17 protein-coding genes and 1 pseudogene are annotated in these 19118 nt (G+C 68.8%); 11 read left to right on the top strand and 7 right to left on the bottom strand.

Translation table 11 applies throughout. From position 1 onward, the window contains the following. Positions 1-33: 33 nt before the first annotated feature. Entirely contained in the window at positions 34-609 is a 576-nt protein-coding gene (locus tag ASD66_RS04270; protein WP_082599315.1) for a flavin reductase family protein, read from the bottom strand. A gap of 89 nt (positions 610-698) precedes the next feature. Further along, positions 699-1301 carry a TetR/AcrR family transcriptional regulator gene (locus ASD66_RS04265; protein ID WP_056890559.1) on the bottom strand — a complete coding sequence of 201 codons (603 nt, stop codon included), beginning with the start codon at positions 1299-1301 and terminating at the stop codon, positions 699-701. Between the two features lie 115 nt (positions 1302-1416). Between ASD66_RS04265 and ASD66_RS04260 the strand changes: the two genes are divergently transcribed. The 10 genes from ASD66_RS04260 (at position 1417) to ASD66_RS04215 (ending at position 11662) form a co-directional block, all read left to right on the top strand. Next, on the top strand, positions 1417-2577 hold the full coding sequence (locus tag ASD66_RS04260) for an acyl-CoA dehydrogenase family protein (protein WP_056890124.1): 1161 nt from the start codon (positions 1417-1419) through the stop codon (positions 2575-2577). Further along, positions 2574-3545, top strand: coding sequence for a bifunctional MaoC family dehydratase N-terminal/OB-fold nucleic acid binding domain-containing protein (locus ASD66_RS04255; RefSeq protein WP_056890123.1), 972 nt, complete (start codon positions 2574-2576; stop codon positions 3543-3545). Before ASD66_RS04260 ends, ASD66_RS04255 begins: the two co-directional genes overlap by 4 nt. Then, the gene (locus tag ASD66_RS04250; RefSeq protein WP_056890122.1) at positions 3545-4669 is read left to right on the top strand and encodes an acyl-CoA dehydrogenase family protein; all 1125 of its coding nucleotides are present in this window, start codon (positions 3545-3547) and stop codon (positions 4667-4669) included. Before ASD66_RS04255 ends, ASD66_RS04250 begins: the two co-directional genes overlap by 1 nt. After that, entirely contained in the window at positions 4666-5091 is a 426-nt protein-coding gene (locus tag ASD66_RS04245) for a MaoC family dehydratase (RefSeq protein ID WP_056688089.1), read from the top strand. Before ASD66_RS04250 ends, ASD66_RS04245 begins: the two co-directional genes overlap by 4 nt. Beyond that, complete coding sequence (locus tag ASD66_RS04240; RefSeq protein WP_056890121.1) at positions 5088-6260, top strand: lipid-transfer protein; 1173 nt, start codon at positions 5088-5090, stop codon at positions 6258-6260. The genes ASD66_RS04245 and ASD66_RS04240 overlap by 4 nt, the downstream gene beginning before the upstream one ends. Further along, complete coding sequence (locus tag ASD66_RS04235) at positions 6257-7057, top strand: MaoC/PaaZ C-terminal domain-containing protein (RefSeq protein WP_056890120.1); 801 nt, start codon at positions 6257-6259, stop codon at positions 7055-7057. The genes ASD66_RS04240 and ASD66_RS04235 overlap by 4 nt, the downstream gene beginning before the upstream one ends. Positions 7058-7155: 98 nt before the next feature. Further along, positions 7156-8340, top strand: coding sequence for an acyl-CoA dehydrogenase family protein (locus tag ASD66_RS04230; protein WP_056890119.1), 1185 nt, complete (start codon positions 7156-7158; stop codon positions 8338-8340). 49 nt (positions 8341-8389) lie between these two features. Then, complete coding sequence (locus ASD66_RS04225; RefSeq protein WP_056890118.1) at positions 8390-9307, top strand: VOC family protein; 918 nt, start codon at positions 8390-8392, stop codon at positions 9305-9307. Positions 9308-9376: 69 nt separating this feature from the next. Beyond that, positions 9377-10564 (top strand): hypothetical protein, encoded by a 1188-nt coding sequence (locus ASD66_RS04220; protein ID WP_056890117.1) that lies wholly within the window; start codon positions 9377-9379, stop codon positions 10562-10564. Positions 10565-10579: 15 nt separating this feature from the next. Further along, positions 10580-11662: a DUF1214 domain-containing protein gene (locus ASD66_RS04215; protein WP_056890116.1), complete on the top strand. Its 1083-nt coding sequence runs from the start codon at positions 10580-10582 to the stop codon at positions 11660-11662. 46 nt (positions 11663-11708) lie between these two features. Here the strand turns inward: ASD66_RS04215 and ASD66_RS04210 are convergent, their stop codons facing one another. After that, positions 11709-12131, bottom strand: a complete 423-nt coding sequence (locus ASD66_RS04210) for a hypothetical protein (protein WP_156388532.1) — start codon at positions 12129-12131, stop codon at positions 11709-11711. Positions 12132-12608: 477 nt separating this feature from the next. On the opposite strand from ASD66_RS04210, the pseudogene ASD66_RS04205 reads away from it, so the two are divergent. Continuing rightward, positions 12609-13866 (top strand): annotated as a pseudogene (locus ASD66_RS04205) (IS256 family transposase). 292 nt (positions 13867-14158) lie between these two features. Here the strand turns inward: ASD66_RS04205 and ASD66_RS04200 are convergent. The 4 genes from ASD66_RS04200 to ASD66_RS04185 form a co-directional block, all read right to left on the bottom strand. Continuing rightward, entirely contained in the window at positions 14159-14854 is a 696-nt protein-coding gene (locus ASD66_RS04200; protein ID WP_056890114.1) for a TatD family hydrolase, read from the bottom strand. Positions 14855-14873: 19 nt separating this feature from the next. After that, positions 14874-16172 (bottom strand): hypothetical protein, encoded by a 1299-nt coding sequence (locus ASD66_RS24660; RefSeq protein ID WP_056890113.1) that lies wholly within the window; start codon positions 16170-16172, stop codon positions 14874-14876. Then, the gene (locus ASD66_RS04190) at positions 16169-16834 is read right to left on the bottom strand and encodes a hypothetical protein (RefSeq protein ID WP_156388531.1); all 666 of its coding nucleotides are present in this window, start codon (positions 16832-16834) and stop codon (positions 16169-16171) included. The genes ASD66_RS24660 and ASD66_RS04190 overlap by 4 nt, the downstream gene beginning before the upstream one ends. A gap of 116 nt (positions 16835-16950) precedes the next feature. Further along, positions 16951-18693, bottom strand: coding sequence for a P-loop NTPase fold protein (locus tag ASD66_RS04185; RefSeq protein ID WP_162254245.1), 1743 nt, complete (start codon positions 18691-18693; stop codon positions 16951-16953). Positions 18694-19118 lie beyond the last annotated feature (425 nt).

The raw sequence follows: 19118 nt of genomic DNA, 5'->3' as shown, positions 1-19118 counted from the left end.
TTTTGATGCGCGAGCCGTGGGTTCTTGCGGTCCTCAGCCCCAGCGGATGCCGTCGCCCCACGTGAGCATGGAGGCGGGCGTCGCGTCGTGGTGGCTCTGTGCCCGCTCGTCGAAGTCGGTCCCGAACGCACCGCGGTAGAAGATCATCGGCCGCTCGTAGCCGTCGTACTCGAGCTCGCGGACCCGGCCGATCACCACGTCGTGGTCGCCGGCGACGTGGACGTCCTCGACCTCGCAGTGCACCCGCAGCATCACGCCCGGCAATGACGGGGCGCTCCAACGCGACAGCTCCCAGTCGAGACCCTCGAAGCGGGTGCCGCGGCTCGAGCCGAAGCGGGCGCACAGCTCGGACTGGGCCTCCCCGAGCACGTTCACGCAGAAACGCCCGGTCTTCTGGATCCGTGGCCAGCTGCGGCCGCCGTGGTCCGCGCAGAAGAGGATGAGCGGCGGCTCGAGCGAGACCGAGGCGAAGGACTGGCAGGCGAAGCCGACCGGCCCGTCGCTGTCGATGCCGGTCACGATGGTCACCCCGGAGGCGAAGATGCCCATCGCGGCGCGCATGTCCCCGGAGGTGGGCGTGGTGTCGGTGGGGCGGACGTCGGTGCTCATGCCTCGAATCATCCGGAGTCGGAGGGCCGTGTGTCCGACCAATCCCGGTCAGTGGCCGCTCGTCGCGCGGGAACGCCTCGGCGCAGGCCTCAGCGGATGAGCTGGTGGGTGGCCTCGTCGAGGATCCGGAGCACCTCGTCGACGTCGCGTCCCGCCGCGACGCCGATCATCGCGCCGAGGAACATCATGCTGAGGATGCGGGAGGCCGACTCGATCTCCTCGTCGGTGTGGTCGCCGACGTCGCCGGCGCGCAGGGTCTCGCCGATCCAGCGGGCGCGTTCGGGACCGAACCCGACCGGCCCGTCGAGGGCGGTGAGCGCCGGCGCGCTGGCGACGTACGCCCGATAGAGGGCCTGGTAGAGCAGCGGCTTCTCTCCTGCCTGGCGCATCACCCGGCGGAACACCGCGCTCAGCCGGGCCGCCGGAGTCTTCTCGCGCGGGCGGCGCTGGCGGACGCCCTCCGTGGACCGCTCGCCGAGTGCCATCAGCGCCTCGACCAGGAGCTGGTCCTTGGAGCTCGCGTGCTGGTAGACGGTCGGGACCGAGACGCCGGCGCGCGCGGCCACCTGGCGGATGCCGGCCGCGTCGTACCCGCCCTCGGTGGCGAGCTCGATCGCGGCGTCGATCAGGCGCTCCCGCGTCGCGGCACGCGCGGGCGAGAGGATGTTGCGTACGACGCGGTGGGCAGTCATGCCGGTCACTCTAACCGGGTTCACTCCCGCTGAATAGACATGTGGTTGACACGTGTCTATTCAAGTGTCAATCTGCACGAGTGGGCCCACGACCGGGCCCGGAATCAGGAGTGTCATGGACCTGCGTGAGACCCCCGCCCAGACGGCGCTGCGCAAGGAGCTGCGGGCCTACTTCGCCCAGCTGCTGCCCGACGACGAGCGCCGCGCGGTCGGCGAGGCCGGAGCCGGCGGCGACCGGTTCCGCGAAGTCGTCAAGATGCTCGGCCGGGACGGCTGGCTCGGCGTCGGCTGGCCCACCGAGTACGGCGGGCGCGGGCTGGGCGCCGACGAGCAGTTCATCTTCTACGACGAGATCCAGCGCGCCGGCGTGCCGTTCCCGCTGGTCACGATCAACACCGTCGGCCCGACTCTGATGCAGTTCGGCACCGAGGAGCAGAAGCGCAAGTACCTCCCCGGCATGCTCACCGGCGACATCGTCTTCGCGATCGGCTACACCGAGCCGAACTCCGGCACCGACCTCGCCTCGGTCTCCACCCGGGCGGTCGTGGACGGCGACGACTTCGTGGTCGACGGCGCCAAGATCTTCACCACCGGCGGCAACACCGCCGACTACGTCTGGATGGCCTGTCGCAGCGACCCCGAGGCGGCCAAGCACAAGGGCATCTCGATCCTGATCGTGCCGTGCGACGACCCGGGCTTCAGCTGGAGCCCGATCAAGGCGGTCGGCGGGATGACGGTCACTGCGACGTACTACAGCGGCATCCGGGTGCCGTCGACCGAGCTGGTCGGCGAGCTCCACGGCGGCTGGCAGCTGATCACCGCCCAGCTCAACCACGAGCGGGTCGCCCTCGCTGCCCTCGGCGGCCGGATGATCCAGCTCTGGGAGCAGACCCTGGCCTGGGCCAAGGGCAACGGCGTGATCGAGCGACCGTGGGTCCAGCAGGAGTTCGCCCGCACCCACGCCAAGCTCGAGGCGATGCGGTTGATGAACTGGAAGCTGACCGCGGCCGTCGGCGACGGGTCGCTGCGCGGCGAGACCGCCGGCGCCGCCAAGACCTACGGCACCGAGACGCACATCGACGTGCAACGCACGCTGACCCAGATCATCGGCGCGGCCGGCCGGATCCGTCCGGGCTCGGAGGGAGCCGTGCTGCACGGCCAGGTCGAGCAGCTGTCCCGCCAGGGCATCGTGAACACGTTCGGCGGCGGGGTCAACGAGGTGCTGCGCGACATGGTCGCCACGGTCGGGCTCGGCATGCCGAGGGGCAAGCGATGAGCGCCGGGACGTCGTACGACGACAGGCAGTACGACGAGCGCTTGGAAGCCTTCGTCGGCCGCGTGCTGAACGAGCGCACCCCCGGGCAGGACCCGGTCAACCTGCCGATGATCCGGCACTGGGTCGAGGCCATGGAGGTCGCCAACCCGGTGCACCTCGACGCCGACGCCGCCCGGGCCACCGGGCGCGACGACGTGGTCGCCCCGGCCTCGATGATCCAGGCCTGGACGATGCGCGGGTACGCCGCCACGGTGCGCCCGCAGGCAGCGGCCGGCGGCTTCCAGGAGCTGATCGCCCTGCTCGACGAGGGCGGCTACACCTCGGTGGTGGCCACCGACTCCGAGTTCGACTTCGTGCGCGAGGTGGTGCCCGGCGACGAGATCTCCGTGGAGGAGGTCGTCGACTCGATCTCGCCCGAGAAGGCCACCGGCCTGGGCGTCGGGCGCTTCGTGACGACGATGAAGACCTACCGCGACGGTGCCGGCGAGGTGGTCGCCACCCAGCGCTGGCGCACCCTGCGGTTCAAGCCAGCCGCCAAGGTCGAGCCCCGCGCCGAGCGCCCGAAGCCGGCGATCAACCTCGACAACGCCTTCTGGTTCGAGGCGGCGCGCGAACGCCGGCTCGTGGTGCAGCGCTGCACCTCGTGCCAGTCGCTGCGGCACCCACCGGGGCCCGAGTGCCCCGAGTGCCAGTCGTTCGAGTGGGACACCGTCGAGTGCTCGGGCCGCGGCACGCTCTACTCCTACGTCGTCGCCCATCACCCACGCCACCCCGCCTTCGACTACCCGCTGCTGATCGCGGTCGTCGAGCTCGAGGAGGGCACCCGCCTGATCACCAACCTGACCGGTGTCACCCCCGAGGACGTCACGATCGGCATGCCGCTCGCCGTCCAGTGGATCGACGACGGACCCGACCTGACCCTGCCGGTCTTCGGCCCGGCCACGCCCGAACCCACCGAGGAGAGCTGATGGACTTCAACCTCGACGAAGAGCTGATCGACGTCCAGGGCCTGGCCCGCGACATCTTCGACGGCCGCGCAGCGACCGACCGGGTCCGCGAGGTCGAGGCCACCGCGACCCGCGTCGACGACGTGCTCTGGGGAGACCTGGCCAAGACCGGGCTGCTCGGCCTCGCACTGCCTGAGGAGTACGGCGGCGCCGGGCTCGGCCTCGACGCGGCATGCGTCGTGCTCGAGGAGCAGGGTCGCCACGTCGCACCGGTGCCCCTCTGGTCGGCCGTCGTCGCAGCACTCGCCGTCGCCCGCGACGGTTCACCGGCCCAGCGTGACGCGCTGCTGCCCGGTGCCGCGGACGGGTCACTGCGCCTGACCCTCGCCCTCGAGGAGTTCGACGGCGCCGCACCCTCGGCGCCCACGACCACGGCCACCCGTGCCGCTGACGGCTGGCTGCTCAACGGGGTCAAGGCCGTCGTGCCCACCCCCGGCGGCGCCGACCACGTGCTGGTCTCCGCGACCACGCCCGACGGCACCGGGCTGTTCCTGGTCGCCAACACCGACCTGGCCTGGGAGCAGGCCGAGACCACGAGCCTCGACCTGGCCGGCACCCTGACCCTCACCGACACCCCGGCCGAGGCGCTCGGCGAGCCCGGTGGTCGGGCGCTGGCTGCCGCGCTGCGTCAGTCCGCCCTCGCCCTCGCCGCCGTCCAGGTCGGCGTCGCGGACGGCGCCATGCGCCTCGCCGCGGCGTACACCTCGACGCGCGAGCAGTTCGGTCGCCCGCTCGGGTCGTTCCAGGCCGTGCAGCACCAGCTCGCGGACTGCTGGATCGACGTCGACGCGATGCGCGTGACGCTGTGGCAGGCGCTGACCGACGACGCCGACGCGGGCAACGGCAGCGACAACGACAACGGCGCCGGCCGCTCCGCGCTGGTGGCCAAGTGGTGGTGCGACCAGGCCGGCCTCGACGTCGTCCACCGCGTCCAGCACGTGCACGGCGGGATCGGCGTCGACGTCGACTACCCGGTGCACCGGCACTTCCTGTGGGGCAAGCAGATCTCCAGCACCCTGGGCGGATCCTCGGCGGCACTGGCCGACCTCGGCGCCCTGCTGGCCGTCGAGGAGGTCACCTCATGAGCCTCGCACCCACACGTACGCCGAGCTCGGTCACCGTCGGCGATGACCTGCCCGAGCTGGCGATTCCGCTGACCCGCACGCTGATCGTGGCCACCGCGATCGCCAGTCGCGACTACCAGGACGTCCACCACGACCCGGGCCTCGCGGTCGAGCGCGGCTCGAAGGACGTCTTCATGAACATCCTCACCAGCAACGGGCTGGTCGAGCGCTACGTCGCCGAGTGGGCCGGACCGGCCGCGCGGGTGAAGAAGATCAAGATCCGGCTCGGCGTGCCCAACTACCCGGGAGACACCATGACGATGAGCGGCTCCGTCACCGCCGTCGACGACCGGTTGGTCACCGTCGACGTCAAGGGCATCAACAGCCTGGGCCCGCACGCGACCGGCTCGGTCGTCGTGGAGCTTCCGGAGGACGCAGCATGAGCGGGCTTTCGGGCGCGACCGCGATCGTCGGCATCGGTGCCACCGAGTTCTCCAAGGAGTCCGGCCGCAGCGAGCTGCAGCTGGCCTGCGAGGCGGTCACCGCCGCCATCGCCGACGCGGGCCTGAAACCCTCCGACGTCGACGGCCTGGTCACGTTCACCGCCGAGTCGAGCTCCGAGATCCACGTGGCCCGCAACGTCGGCATCGGCGACTTCAGCTTCTTCTCCCGGGTCGGGTACGGCGGCGGCGCCGCGTGCGGCACGATCGCCCATGCCGCGGCCGCGATCCATGCGGGCCTCGCCGACGTGGTGGTCTGCTGGCGGTCGTTCAACGAACGCTCGGGGGAGCGCTACGGACTCGGGCAGGCCAGTCGCCCGATGGACACCAACGCCGACCGGGCGGCGTACTCCTGGATGACGCCGTACGGCCTGTCCACGCCGGCCCAGTGGGTGGGGATGTTCGCCCAGCGCTACATGCACGAGTACGGCGCCACGTCGGAGGACTTCGGCCGCATCTCGGTGATCGACCGCGCCCGCGCGGCCACCAACCCGAAGGCGCACTTCTTCGGTCGGCCGATCACCCTCGAGGAGCACCAGGCCTCGCGCTGGATCGCCGAGCCGCTGCACCTGCTCGACTGCTGCCAGGAGACCGACGGCGGCCAGGCGCTGGTGCTGGTCTCGGCCGAACGCGCGAAGGACCTGCCGAACCCGCCGGCGTACGTGCTCGGCGCGGCCCAGGGCTCCGCCGACGACCAGCACATGATGACCTCCTACTACCGGCCCTCCATCTCGGGAATCCCCGAGATGGGCCTGGTCGGCGACCAGCTGTGGCGGCAGAGCGGGCTGCGCCCGACCGACATGGGCGCCGCGATCCTCTACGACCACTTCACCCCGTTCGTGCTGACCCAGCTCGAGGAGCTCGGCTACTGCGGGCGCGGCGAGGCGGCCGGCTTCATCAAGGACGGGCACCTCGAGCTCGACGGATCTCTCCCGCTCAACACGCACGGGGGCCAGCTCGGCGAGGCCTACCTGCACGGCATGAACGGCATCGCGGAGGCGGTTCGGCTGGTCCGCGGCACCTCGGTGAACCAGCCGCGCACCGTCGAGAACGTGGTGGTCACCGCCGGCACCGGCGTACCGACCAGCGGCGTGATCGTGGGCGTGGCGTGAGCAACGCCGGCGACTGGGCGGGCCGCGACCTGGGAGAGCGGCAGGTGTCGTACGACGAACGCGACGCGATCCTCTACGCACTTGCCGTCGGCGCCCCGGCCGACGACCTCGACCTGGTCTTCGAGGAGCGGCTCCGGGTGCTGCCGACCTTCGCGTTGACCCTGGCCCAGTGGGCACCCGACGCGCTCGGCTCGGCCGGCGCCTTCGACATCCGTACGGCGGTGCACGGTGCCCAGCGCCTCGACGTCCGCGCGCCCCTGCCGCGCGCGGGCTCCTTCACGATGAAGGCGTCTGTGGCGAACGTGTGGGACAAGGGGTCCGCCGCGGTCTTCGAGGTGGCCGTGGAGAGCGAGCACTTCGTGGCGACCTGGTCGTTGTTCGCCCCCGGCGCCGGCGGGTTCGGTGGCCAGCGGGGACCCTCGTCGCCGGCCGCTCCCGCTGCCCCCGACCTCGAGCTCGAGCTGCCCACCCGCCCCGAGCAGGCCGCGCTCTACCGCCTGCTCGGCGACCGGCACCACATGCACGTCGACCCGGCCGCGGCACAGGCCGCCGGACAGCCGAGGCCGTTCCTGCACGGCTTGTGCTCCGTGGCTGCCGTGACGCTCCCGCTCGCCGCCTCGCTCGGTGCCCACCCGGCCGACCTGACCAGCCTGTCGGCGCGATTCGCCGGGCCGGTCTTCCCCGGCGACGTGCTCTCCGTCGGGGCCACCACCGATCGGGCGGCGGCTTCAGCGTCGTTCACGGCCACGGTCGGTGACCGCGCGGTACTGACCGGCTGCTCGGCCTCCTTCGCCTGACCTTCCTGCGCATCGTCCCGATCAGCGGGAGCCCGCGGCACGCCCCGTGGCACCGGCTGTGATCTTTGGTGGGAGGCACCACCAGAGAAGAGGCCAGGATGACCAACACCGTGCTCGACGCCGTCGAGGCCCACGCCGAGGAGTTCGCTGCTCTCGGCCCGGAGAACGAGAAGCTCGGCCGGTTGACCGACCGCACCGTCGAGCTGCTCCGTGAGACCGGGGTGATCCGGATGCTCCAGTCCGCGAAGTACGGCGGCGCCGAGGCGCACCCGCGCGACTTCGCCGAGGTGGTCATGCGCCTGGCCTCACTCGACGGCTCCACCGGCTGGGTGGCCGGCATCGTCGGCGTGCACCCGTGGGAGATGTCGATGTGCGACCCCCGTGTGCAGGAGGAGATCTGGGGTGAGGACCACGACACGTGGATCGCCTCGCCGTACGCCCCGATGGGGGTGCTGCGCCCGGTCGAGGGTGGCTACATCTTCAACGGGCACTGGCAGTTCTCCTCGGGCACCGACCACTGCGACTGGATCTTCCTCGGCGCCTTCCTGGGCGACGAGGAGGGCAACACCCTCATGCCGCCGAAGAACTACCACGTGATCCTGCCGCGCTCCGACTACGAGATCGTCGAGGACTCGTGGGACGTCGTGGGCCTGCGCGGCACCGGGTCGAAGGACGTCATCGTCAAGGACGCGTTCATCCCCGAGCACCGCGTCGTCGAGTTCGCCAAGTTCCTCGACGGCTCGCAGCCGGCCGAGTCCGGCCACACCGACCCCAGCTTCCACATCCCGTTCACGACCGCGTTCCCACTGGGCATCACGTCGGCCGTGGTCGGCATCGCCGAGGGCGCGCTGGCCGCCCACCTCGCCTACCAGAAGACCCGGGTGCAGATCACCGGGACGAAGGTGAAGGACGACCCCTACGTGCTGTTCGCGATCAGCGCGGCGGCCGAGGAGATCAAGGCGTCGCGCACGGCGATGCTCGAGAACGTCACCCGCTTCTACGACAAGGCTGCCGCGGGCGAGGAGGTCACATTCGCCGAGCGCGCCGCGTCCCGTCGTACGCAGGTGGCCGCTGCCTGGCGCGCGGTGCGGGCCATGGACGAGGTCGTCGCCCGCTCGGGCGGCAACGGCCTGCGCATGGACAACCCGATCCAGCGCTTCTGGCGCGACGGCCACATGGGGCTCGCCCACGCGATCCACGTGCCCGGCTCCGTCTTCCACGCCACCGCACTGACCGACATCGACATCACGCCGCCGCCCGGCCCGATGCTGTCGATGATCTGACCCACCCTCACTCCGCCGCACCCTCCCGCACCTGACGAAGGACGAAGCCATGACCCACATCCGCCAACTGGGCTACCTGAAGGTCCAGAGCCAGGACATCCCGCGGTGGCGCGAGCTGACCGTCGACTGCCTGGGAATGCAGGAGACCACCGGTCCCGACGAGGACGGCCTCTACCTGCGCATGGACGAGCGCGCGGCCCGTCTGGTCGTCGTACCGGGGGAGACCGACAAGGTGCTCGCCGTGGGCTGGGAGGTGCGCGACCAGTTCGCCCTCGCCGCCGTCGGCCGTGCCGTCGAGGCCTCCGGGATCGGCGTCAAGGTGCTCAGCCAGGAGGAGTGCGACGAGCGTCGCGTCGAGGCCGGCGTGTTCTTCGAGGACCCGGCCGGGACGCCCGTGGAGGTCTTCTTCGGCCCCGTCCTCGACCACAGCCCGGTCCTCACCGGGCACGCGCAGAAGTTCGTCACTGGTGACCAGGGCCTGGGGCACGTCGTGCTGCCGACCACGGTCGCCGAGGAGACGGTGGACTTCTACACGGAGGTGCTCGACTTCCTGCCACGCGGCGCGATCCGGCTGGGCGGGCTCGACTCGCCGCCGCCCGTACGGCGAGTGCGCTTCCTCGGCGTCAACCAGCGTCACCACAGCCTGGCGGTCTGCCCGGCCCCGCACGGCGAGGCGCCCGGTCTGGTGCACCTGATGATGGAGGTCGACTCGCTCGACGCCGTCGGCCGGGCGCTGGACAAGGTGAACAAGGCCGGCTTCTCGCTCTCCTCGACCCTGGGCCGGCACACCAACGACAAGATGGTGTCGTTCTACGTGCGCGCGCCCGGCGGCTGGGACCTCGAGTACGGCTTCGAGGGCATGCTCGTCGACGAGACCCACTACACCGCCGAGGAGATCACCGCCGACTCCTACTGGGGCCACGACTGGTCGGGCTCCGAGCCGCTGGCCGCCTTCACGACCCCGTGACAGAGGCCCGCAGGACTCCCGACGCCAGGCTTTCATCAGTCACATCTCACGCAGTTGAAGGGATCTCCCATGGGCGCCGATGAACTCGCAGAGAGCTTCGACGGCTTCGTGGAGACCATCGGCCGACTGGCCGGCGAGCTGCGGGACGACGAGCTCTACTCGTCACCGGAGAGCCGTGCCAGCGCCCACAGGTTCCTGCTGGGGATGACGATCGCCCGGCTCGAGGAGCACGTCCTCTTCGAACCAGACTTCCCGTTCTTCCGGGTGCTCGACACCCGGATCCGTGAGGGCGGCGACAACAGTGACCAGCGGTACCTGATCTCCCGGTTGAACCCGGGTGAGACCTACCGGATCTGGGGCACGCTCGGAGACGCGCAGCGACTCGAGGTCCAGATCTATGCCGGGGACCCCTACCTCGGCTCCGGCCGGATGGCGTCGTACCTGGCGGCCGAGGATCTCCAAGTGAGCGAGGACGGCACCTTCGAGGTGATCGCGTCGTCGGTCGAGCAGCCGGGCAACTGGTTGGAGAATCCGGCCGACGCGACCCGCGTCCTGGTGCGCCAGATCTACAGCGACTGGGCGTCCGCGGCGACTCCGGGGGAGGTGCACATCGACCGGGTGGGTCACGAGGGCGACCTGCGTCCCGCCCTGCAGCCTGACGACCTGGCCGCGCGTCTGCGCGAGGCCACCTCCGACCTGGTCGCGCAGGCGCGCGCCTGGCCGGCGTTGGTGAAGAAGGGCTACCTCGACGCGTCGCCGAACACCCTGTCGGAGCCGTTCGACCCCGGGTCCCGCGGCGGCGTGCCGGGACGATGGATGGTCCGGGGAAACTTCGCCCTCGGCGACGACGAGGCGATGGTGATCACCGCCTGGCCGGGTTCGGGCGACTATCAGGGGATCCAGCTCCTCGACCCGTGGTTCTCCTCGCTGGAGTACGCGAATCGGCAGACCAGCCTCTCGGGCGACCAGGCGCACCGCGACGCGGACGGCGCCTACCGGTTCGTGGTCAGTGCCCGCGATCCAGGGGTCCCGAACTGGCTCGACACCATGGGTCTGGTCCAGGGGGTCATCCTGATGCGCTACGACGGGTCCACCACCCCGGACTTCCCGGAGGACGAGCATCCACGGGCGGTCACGGTGAAGATCGACGCGCTCGGCGACGTGCTGCCGGCAGACACTCCGAGGTTGGGTCCGGAAGACCGCGCCCAGGAGATCGCCGTACGCCGCCGGCACGTCCAACAGCGTTTCGGCAACTGACCGAGGGAGTGACCGATGACGAACAAGGACGGCGCCGGGTTCGCCCGGCTCGCCGAGGCCGTGGCCGCAGCACCGGGCGACCTCGCCCGGCTCGACGCGCCGGACCGGCCGCTGGACTCGGCCGAGGGGCACCGGCTCTACCTGCGCTACCTCACCATCGGCCTGGAGCTGTTCATCGACTACGGCGACCCGGTCTGGCCGGCCTTCCACAGCAAGACCCGCGACGGCGTCCGCAAGTTCGCCGGGGACAGCCCGGGTCAGCTCTACGACGCCGCACTGGTCAGCTTCGGCCATGAGTACGTCGTCTCCGGGTCGATGGCCGAGACCGAGTTCATCGAGTTCAGCCTCTACGCCGGAGACCTGACCGGACTCAACGCTTCGCCCCGTCGGATGATCGCGTCGGTGACCGAGCAGGACCTCGACCTCGACGACGATGGGAGCTTCGAGCTCCGGCTCGACGCCCGCGGCGGGCGCAATGCCCTGCGGATGGAGCCGGACGCCAACTCGATCTCCGTGCGCCGCTACCTGCGCGACCCGCTGCGGGACCGACCGCGCCCGCTCTCGATCCGGCGTACGACGCCGGCGCCCCCGCGGGAGCCCTTGACGTCCGAGGACCTGGCGGTCGGCACGGAGAAGGCGATCGGGTTCGCGAGGTTCAACACCCGCGTGTGGGCTGAGTGGGCACACCGTGAACGGTCGCAGCGGCTCAACGTGCTCGAGGCGATGCCCGATGCGGGAGACATCCACACCCCTGCCGGCCACGGCTACCTGACCGGCTACTGGTCGCTGGAACCGGGCCAGGCGCTGACGATCGAGTTCACTCCGGACCCCGATGGCTACTGGAGCCTGGTGCCGATGAACTTCTGGATGGAGTCCTTCGAGTGGCGCTTCGGCGACCGGGTGCACGCCACGAGCTTCGACACCAGCCCGAACCGGGACGGCGTCGTACGGCTGGTGCTGGCGGAGCAGGACCCAGGCCTCGCCGGGCACGACTGGCTCGCCACCCAAGGGCACTTAGAGGGGATGATCGCCCTTCGACATGCCCGCAGCGCCGGGCCGATCCCGCCGGTCACGACGGCCGTGGTGCGCATCCCCTGACCGGTCGTCGCCTCGCTCCCGGCAGACCTGCGGGGCCGGGACCGGTTCAGCGGCGCATTCGTGCCTTCCATTCCATGAGCTGTCGTCCAGCTAGGGCCAGCAACTGCCACGCCAGGTAGCAGCCGGTCGCGATGACAACGCCGAACCACAGGTTCAGTGCCCAGCTTGAGTCTCCACCCTCGATGCGGGACCCCACCCAGGTCCACAGCGCCACTGCCACCAGCCAGGGCGTCGCCCAGGCCAGCGCCTCCTGGCGCACGGTGAGCGACTCGCGCCCATAGACCGCGGCAAGGAACACGCTTGCCGCGGCGACGTACACCGCGCCCATCAGCGCCAGGACCCAGGAGCCGAGCGAAGCCAACAGCAGAAGCCACATTGCTCCCGAGACGAGGTTGGCCACCAGCACGGGTCGGTCGAGTCGTCTTGGCGCGGCCTGGGCTTCAGCGGCGGGGACGCCGGTCGTGTTCACGTGCGTCATTGTGTCCGGGCCTGCGTGTGCGCGCAGCCGTTCCCACGTCATCCCGCGTCTTTCCACCCAGAAGGACGCAAGTGCTCCGGCTCGGCACATAGGGGCTCGTCACAGTCCACGGTGTAGCCGGGCCTGGGCACGAATGTGGTGGCTCAGGATTTCGGACTGCCGCACGAACTCGTGAGGGGCTGGGTCACTGGTCAGTGAGCGGGGCCCGCTGGAGGGCATCCATCCAGCACTTGGCCCGGAGTCTCCTGCTTGCCGCGCAGATGCCGAATAGCCTGCGATCACTTGGCCCGGATCCAGGCCCGCCTTCTGAGCCTTCCATACGGGGTGAGTCCCCTGGGGTGGTGGAAGTAGCAGCCCGGCCCTGACCACGGGCCACCTCCTGTACGGGGTGTCTCCGAGACGAGGGCGGGCCATCGCGTGAGGCTCTGCGAGCAGACTCTAGTCAACTCGTAGAACAGGACTCACGCGATGACCCTGAATCAGTCTGCCCTGCTCGAGCTCACCCAAATGCTGCGAACCGCTGATAACGGCGATGTGATGCGTCAGATGCTCGGCTTCATGCTCCAAGCACTCGTCGATGCCGAGGCCACCAGCGTGATCGGCGCCGAGCCGCACGAGCGGACCGAAGACCGCACCACGCACCGCAACGGCCCCCGACCCAAGACGGTCTCCACGACTGCTGGTGACCTGACGGTCAAGATCCCCAAGCTCCGCACCGGGTCGTTCTTCCCGACCCTGCTCGAACCCCGCCGCCGCGTCGATGTCGCGTTGCACGCGGTGATCATGGAGGCCTACGTCCACGGCGTCAGCACCAGGAAGGTCGATGACCTGGCGGCAGCACTTGGGGTGGATACCGGAATCAGCAAGTCCGAGGTGTCGCGGATCTGCGCCGGCCTGGACGAGCAGGTCGCCGCCTACGACACCCGGCCGCTGGACCACTGCGCGTTCCCGTACGTGTTCCTCGACGCGACCTACTGCAAGGCTCGGCTAAACGGCCGGGTGGTGTCCCAGGCCGTCGTGATTGCCACCGGGGTCTCCGCGGGCGGGCGCCGGGAGGTGCTCGGCTCCCAGGTCGGTGACAGCGAGTCCAAGGCGTTCTGGACCGAGTTCCTCCGCGGCCTGCGCGAACGCGGCCTGGACGGCGTGCAGCTGGTCATCAGCGATCACCAGCGCGGGCTCATTGCCGCAGTCGACCAAGTCATGGCCGGCGCGACCTGGCAGCGCTGCCGGGTGCACTTCATGCGCAACGTCCTCACCCGGGTCCCGAAGGCGTCCTCGGCGATGGTCGCGACCACGATCCGCACGAGCCGCCCAGCCCACCGGCCCCCTGGTGCGCGAGCAGGTCGAGGTCGTCGCGACCATGCTCGAGGCCAAGCTCCCCGACGTGGCGACGATGCTGCGTGATGCTCGTGAGGTGATCACCGCGTTCGCGGACTTCCCCGAAGGCCACTGGCCCAAGATCTCGTCGACCAACCCGCTCGAGCGGCTCAACCGTGAGGTCAAGCGCCGCACCGAGGTCGTCGGGATCTTCCCCAACCCCGCCGCCCTGCACCGGCTCACCGCCTGCGTCCTGATAAAGGCACACGACGAATGGCAGGTCGCCGAACGCTGCTATCTCTCCGAAGGATCCATGGCCCTACTCACGCCGCCTGCGCCCACCACCCTCGCTCCGGGCAGCAGCACTGATCAGGAGGTGATCGACACTCCCGCCGCAGCCACGGCATAGTTCAACCAAGCAGAGCGCCACGCGCCGCTACTTCCACCACGCCACGGGACTCGATCTTCATACGCGGAGCCGCGACCTCGAATTCGTCCTCAATGCTTCCTTCGCAGCTATCGGGTCTTCGTGCCGCAATCTCTTGGATGCTTCCTGCTGCCCCCTCTGCCACATGTATTAATCCCCACGCGTTGCTCCGATTGCGCCGCTGACGGGAGCTGCGCCGTCGGCAAGGAAGAGGAGCAGTGACGTTGGGTTCGGCATGGCTCTTCCTTTCGAAGATTGTGAGGCCACGTCCGAATCAGAGGCGGGCAGCGAGCCCCAGGGCGTCGAGGTTGGTTCGGGCCAGCCTCCGGGCATCGGCTTGGTGGATGTCCGCGATGAGACGTTCGATAGCCTGGACGTCACCCGGTTTAGAGGCCCGGGTCTTGCGACGGGAGCTGGGGAAGTCGGTTTCAGTGAGCAGTCGCTCGACTGGCATGTGGGCGATGATTTCGGAGGCCATCGCAGCATTGACGGAGAAGTAGCAGCCGAGAGCAGCAGCCTGGTCGATCTCGTCGAGCGTGCCGGTGAACCAGTGGAGGATCGCGCCGGGGTGGGGTTGTTCGGCAAGGGCTTCGAGGACGTCTTTGGTGCGGCCCGTGCTGTGAATGGAGATGAGCACCGGCCGGTTGGTGCAGGCGGTGAGGATGCTGTCGAACACTTCGCGTTGTCGGGTGCGGTCTCCGCGGCGGTCCATGCCAACTTCTCCGACGAGGGTGAAGTAGTCGACGGCTCGCGTGAAGGTGTCTTCGTTGTAGGCGGCGAGTGCGTCGGGCTTGCCGGGGTGGACGCCGAGGCCCCAGGTGAGGTTGGTGTCCTTGCGGCGGGCGACGAGGCGGGCTTCTGCGATGCTGCGGGTGACGGCGAAGACGTGGGCGTTGCCGAGTGCTTTGACTTGTGCGGGTGTGACGTCGGGTGCGATGTGCGCGTGGGTGTCGAGCATCGGCTGGTTCATGGTCCTAGGATCGCGGTTGTCATCTGGGGACACCGAACAGTTCCTTCCTGCCGCGGTTAACGAGGTCAAGCGCGGCGGTAAGGTCGTAGCCGGGTGGCCATGAGGCGGACGCGATGAGGTCGTCTTCGGTGATGGTGCGCTTCTCGGCGAGTTCGAGTGCCCACAGGTCATCGTGCCTGCGCTTGCGATACGCCTTGAGGACAGGCTTCTTGAGGCGGTTCACGAGGTAGTCGGTGGGGTCGCTCACCGCGGCTCCGTCGTAGGAGCCGCGTCGGACCAGGCATGCGTAACAGAGACCGCAGTTGATGTTTGGGTCACCGCCGAGAGCCTTCTTCATGCGACCAGAGTCCAACTTGGCGCAGGACAGAGTGTGTTTGGTGGTGTCAAGGAAGCCAGCGGGTGCGGTAACGAGGGTCTGCTTGAGGAGTTCGCCCTTGGTGAGGCTCAGGTACGGGTTGGTGACCTCGACGTTGATGCCAGTCTCGGTGAGGATCTGGTTGACGAGGTGGAAGGTCCACGGGTGGGTGGACTTAGTCGACAGGGCGCCGCCGCGGGAGGCGACGAGGGGCACGTTGAGGCTGGTGTAGCCGTTCTCGGGGACAATGACGGTGGGTGCGTTGACGCCGTCGGCGGCAGCGATCGCCATGGCCATGAACAGGAACGACCTCGTGCGGGTGGTGTTCTCCTTCTTGCGGTCACGGGGGCGCAGTTCGTCGCGCAGCCACGTGAACTCGGGGACCTGTTCGGTCAGCCACGCGCCGATGGAGCGCTGGGCGTGCTTGACGGAGGTGGCTGCGTCGCGATGCCCGACGTGTACTCGGGTGGTGGCCGTGGAGAGGTGGTCGACGGCTCCGCAGAAGGAGTCGAGTCCGCCAGAGAGGAGCATCGCTGAGGTGGCGGACTGGTGAGGGGCAGTGATCGCCAGATCCGGGGTGAGGGTGTGCTTGCCGATCGGCACGGGATGCAGGGTCCACTCGTCGCCGCTGATCCACGCAAGGAGGTCGGCGGTGGTCTCGCCTGCTGTGCCGGTCCACGTCTTGGGGTCGTGGACGTGCACGGTGATGGCTAGTTTACGTCCGAAGGTTGCTGGGCGTCGGGTGCGGAGGTCGGCGAGATAAGCGGCTGCGGCGATGTGGAGGAGGTCAGTGGCTGGGGCGCCGAGGTCGCCGTAGGTGGTGAGGTCCCATTCTAGTGCGGTGCGAATGGCGGTCTCTTGGCCCTTGGCGGGCCACCAGAGCCGCTGCACGCCCGTGCGGGATGGGAGGGTGATGAGCTCGTTGGGTGCGAGGAGTTCGAAGTGTCGCGTCTGGTCGGTCATCCGATTGCCTTCCGCAGGAACCCCAGTGCCTTGTCGCGGTAATCGGCGACCTTGTTCATGAGTGTCTTGACACCGATGCGAGGGCCATCGGTGACGCCGCTGTACTTGGCGGTGCCTCGGATGTACTGCTTGAGGTCTTTCTCGTGCTTGAGGACCTGGTCGGGGGTGAGCTTCAGCGAGGCCTTGTGTGAAGTCAGTTCGACGAGGGCGGTTTGGTAGATGTAGGCGGACATGAACGCGGTGATGGAGTCCTCGGTGCTTCGGGTGGGATCGAAGCTGAGTTCCTTGAGCGCTTCGAGGGCTGCCCGACGCAGCACTTCTTCGTCGGGCGAGCCCGGTGCTCCCAGCACCTTGTCGAGGATATAGTTGCAACGGTTGTTGATGGACATGTCGCGCATGTCTTCGAGGCGCAGACCAACGCCGAGGGCGTCGAGGTCGGCCTGTCTTCTTGCGATGGCGGCATGTCCTGCGTAGACCGCAGCCCCGCCGCGTGCGGCGTTCGAGGAAGACATGCCGCCGCCGGAACTGCGGCTGCGACCACTGCTGGGGGAGCCGTCGGCCCCGGAACGGCGTCCGAGGAGCGCACCGGGGTCGTAGTTGTAGGTCGGGGGCGTACGAGGCGTCGGGAACAAGCGGTGCACCGCAGCGGCGACCTGCTGCACCGTCGTCGCTACCTGTGTCGGTGTCGCCGGTCCGGATGACGGGAGGGCGCTGAGGGCATCGTGTGCGTCACCCCATGACCGCGACCCGCTGCCCCCGTAGGCACCCGAGGTGCCCATCAGGCACCTGCTCCGGTCCGCTCGTCGAGCTTCTCCTGCGCGGCCGCACGGACCCCGGAGGTCACCTGCTGGTCGTTGGCGATGTCGTGGAGCAGTTTATCGACCTCGGCACCGGGGACTTGTGCGATTTCGAAGACGTCGATCACTTCGATCCGGGTGAGGCCGTAACGACGCAACCACCCACACACGTCGGCGACCAATGACGAGTCTCCGAGGGTGATGCGGCAGGCAGATTCGATGGAGTCCGACGGGTTGTCGATCGTGACGAGGCGGCTGAACAGGCGTTCCACGATGGTGCGCCGGACAGTCGGCTCGACGTCTAGGACGTGCGCGACTGCGCCGATGCGTGTGCCGTCGGACTGGTGGGTCAGTTCGGCAAGGATCGAGAGTTCAGCATCGGTAAGACCGGATCCGGCGCTGAACGAGGTGAACGAGGCGGCGAGGTTCACGTACCGGTCGAACTGGTCCATGGCTGCTGCGATGGAGGGCTCGGATCCGGCCCAGAACCGGGTGGTCTCGGACACCTGGTCGGGCTTCTCGGCGGCCTCTTCTTCCCTGCCCCAGGCTTCCCAAGCGCTGACGAACATCGTTCGATCGTTGGGGTCGACCTGCTGGAGGGCCTCGAAGTCTTCTGGGAAGCGCTGCTCAAGCAGATACAACTTGAGCGACAAGTCCGGCTTGATGGTGACCTCGCGGGCGTTCGCGATGGCTTCGCGGACACCCCACGCGTTGAGGAACCGTTTGATCGCTCGCGGGCTCGACCACTGGTCGCCACTCAGACCGCGCGCCACGAGATTGGCCATGCGTCGGTCTGCAGCGTCGGGACGGTGGGCGGCCTCGGGGTAGTCGTCGTCGTGGATAAGCGGGTACTCACGCTTGCGTCGTCGCTCGGCGACGTGGGCCACCAGTTCCTCGAAGGCGGGCTGAGTGTCGGTTGCCTCGCAGTGCTTCTGGCACAGCAGAAGCGTTACGAAGTCTTCGGTCGTTTCCGGGGTGAGACGCGGGAGTGAGACCGGCAACTGGACGATCTTCTCCAGGTAGCGGTCGGCGAACTCGCTGCGGCCGCCCGCGTGGATGTCCTGGGCGATGGCCCACCTGATCATGTCTTCCTCGGCGGCGAGTACGAACGCCATCTTCGGCACCGCAAGGAACACCTTGATGGCTTCGAGGGAGGCGACGACGGAGGCGGGCTTGCATCGATCGAGGTCATCAACGAGCACGACGACCTTGTCGATGTCCTTGGCAGCGTCGATCATCTTGTCGAACTCGTCGCGGAAGCCCGCCATGTTGGTGGGCTGTTCCTTCGCGTCTGGTGTGAAAGCCTTGATGATGTCGAGTGGATTGGCCGACATCGTGATCGCGCTCTTGGCGATCGTAGCTCCCACGCGCTTCCACGCGATCCGGGTGAGCAGGTCGCCAACCTTCTCGGTGAAGGAGGCCGGGCGCTGGGCGCGCAGTTCGGTGAGAAGGTGGCCGATCAGGGTGGCCCGGACGTCGTCGCTGTCCTCGAACTCCCACGGATCGACCCGAACAACGAGGACACGGTCGTTAGCCTCGAACCGCTCGGCGAGCATGTCGAGTGCGGACGACTTGCCGCCACCCCACGGTGACTGCAAAGCGACGGTGACCGGGTCGAGATCCCTCGCGAGGAGTGCGGCGGCGACCGCGTCGACGACGGTGTCGATGCCGAGAAGGTCCGTGACCGTGGGGTTGTCATCCCACAATCGCATGCTGTTTGTCATGTTCCCCACTTGCTGGCCGGAGCCGGTGACGAGATTGTTCGGGTCCAGGCCCGCGCCTGGTCCCATCTCATAGGCCCGAAGATACGGGTCGACACCGACACTTCCTCGGAGAGTCGGCAAGATAATGTCGGACGACCTACCTAGCCTTGGGCTAGCAGCAACCCAGTGGGACCTTCAGTTCTGTGACGTTCTCGCTGCTTACTACGCCAGGAAGTGGAGCATCGCGCGGCCTCCCAGGCGGCGTCGAGCGCGTCGGGGGCGTGGATTTCCCCGTGGCGTAAGACCCACCTGATGAGGTTGCGCAAGCTGTCGTCGACGTCAGTCGTCGGCCTCACGCTTGATGACGACGCGCTGGGAGTGGACAGTGACGATGAGTCCTTGGACGTGGACGGGGAAGCCGCAGTGACGACGCGCGGCACTACGAG

Source organism: Nocardioides sp. Root151 (assembly GCF_001427925.1).
Lineage (GTDB): Bacteria > Actinomycetota > Actinomycetes > Propionibacteriales > Nocardioidaceae > Nocardioides.
This window is presented reverse-complemented; position numbering and strand designations above follow the sequence as displayed.

Excerpts from the sequence above, each read along its gene's own strand:
- ASD66_RS04270 (WP_082599315.1), bottom strand. The coding sequence starts at position 609 with ATGAGCACCGACGTCCGCCCCACCGACACCACGCCCACCTCCGGGGAC.
- ASD66_RS24660 (WP_056890113.1), bottom strand. The coding sequence starts at position 16,172 with ATGACCGACCAGACGCGACACTTCGAACTCCTCGCACCCAACGAGCTC.
- ASD66_RS04200 (WP_056890114.1), bottom strand. The coding sequence starts at position 14,854 with ATGAACCAGCCGATGCTCGACACCCACGCGCACATCGCACCCGACGTC.
- ASD66_RS04260 (WP_056890124.1), top strand. The coding sequence starts at position 1,417 with ATGGACCTGCGTGAGACCCCCGCCCAGACGGCGCTGCGCAAGGAGCTG.
- ASD66_RS04215 (WP_056890116.1), top strand. The coding sequence starts at position 10,580 with ATGACGAACAAGGACGGCGCCGGGTTCGCCCGGCTCGCCGAGGCCGTG.
- ASD66_RS04220 (WP_056890117.1), top strand. The coding sequence starts at position 9,377 with ATGGGCGCCGATGAACTCGCAGAGAGCTTCGACGGCTTCGTGGAGACC.
- ASD66_RS04250 (WP_056890122.1), top strand. The coding sequence starts at position 3,545 with ATGGACTTCAACCTCGACGAAGAGCTGATCGACGTCCAGGGCCTGGCC.
- ASD66_RS04225 (WP_056890118.1), top strand. The coding sequence starts at position 8,390 with ATGACCCACATCCGCCAACTGGGCTACCTGAAGGTCCAGAGCCAGGAC.
- ASD66_RS04185 (WP_162254245.1), bottom strand. The coding sequence starts at position 18,693 with ATGACAAACAGCATGCGATTGTGGGATGACAACCCCACGGTCACGGAC.
- ASD66_RS04230 (WP_056890119.1), top strand. The coding sequence starts at position 7,156 with ATGACCAACACCGTGCTCGACGCCGTCGAGGCCCACGCCGAGGAGTTC.
- ASD66_RS04265 (WP_056890559.1), bottom strand. The coding sequence starts at position 1,301 with ATGACTGCCCACCGCGTCGTACGCAACATCCTCTCGCCCGCGCGTGCC.
- ASD66_RS04255 (WP_056890123.1), top strand. The coding sequence starts at position 2,574 with ATGAGCGCCGGGACGTCGTACGACGACAGGCAGTACGACGAGCGCTTG.
- ASD66_RS04240 (WP_056890121.1), top strand. The coding sequence starts at position 5,088 with ATGAGCGGGCTTTCGGGCGCGACCGCGATCGTCGGCATCGGTGCCACC.
- ASD66_RS04245 (WP_056688089.1), top strand. The coding sequence starts at position 4,666 with ATGAGCCTCGCACCCACACGTACGCCGAGCTCGGTCACCGTCGGCGAT.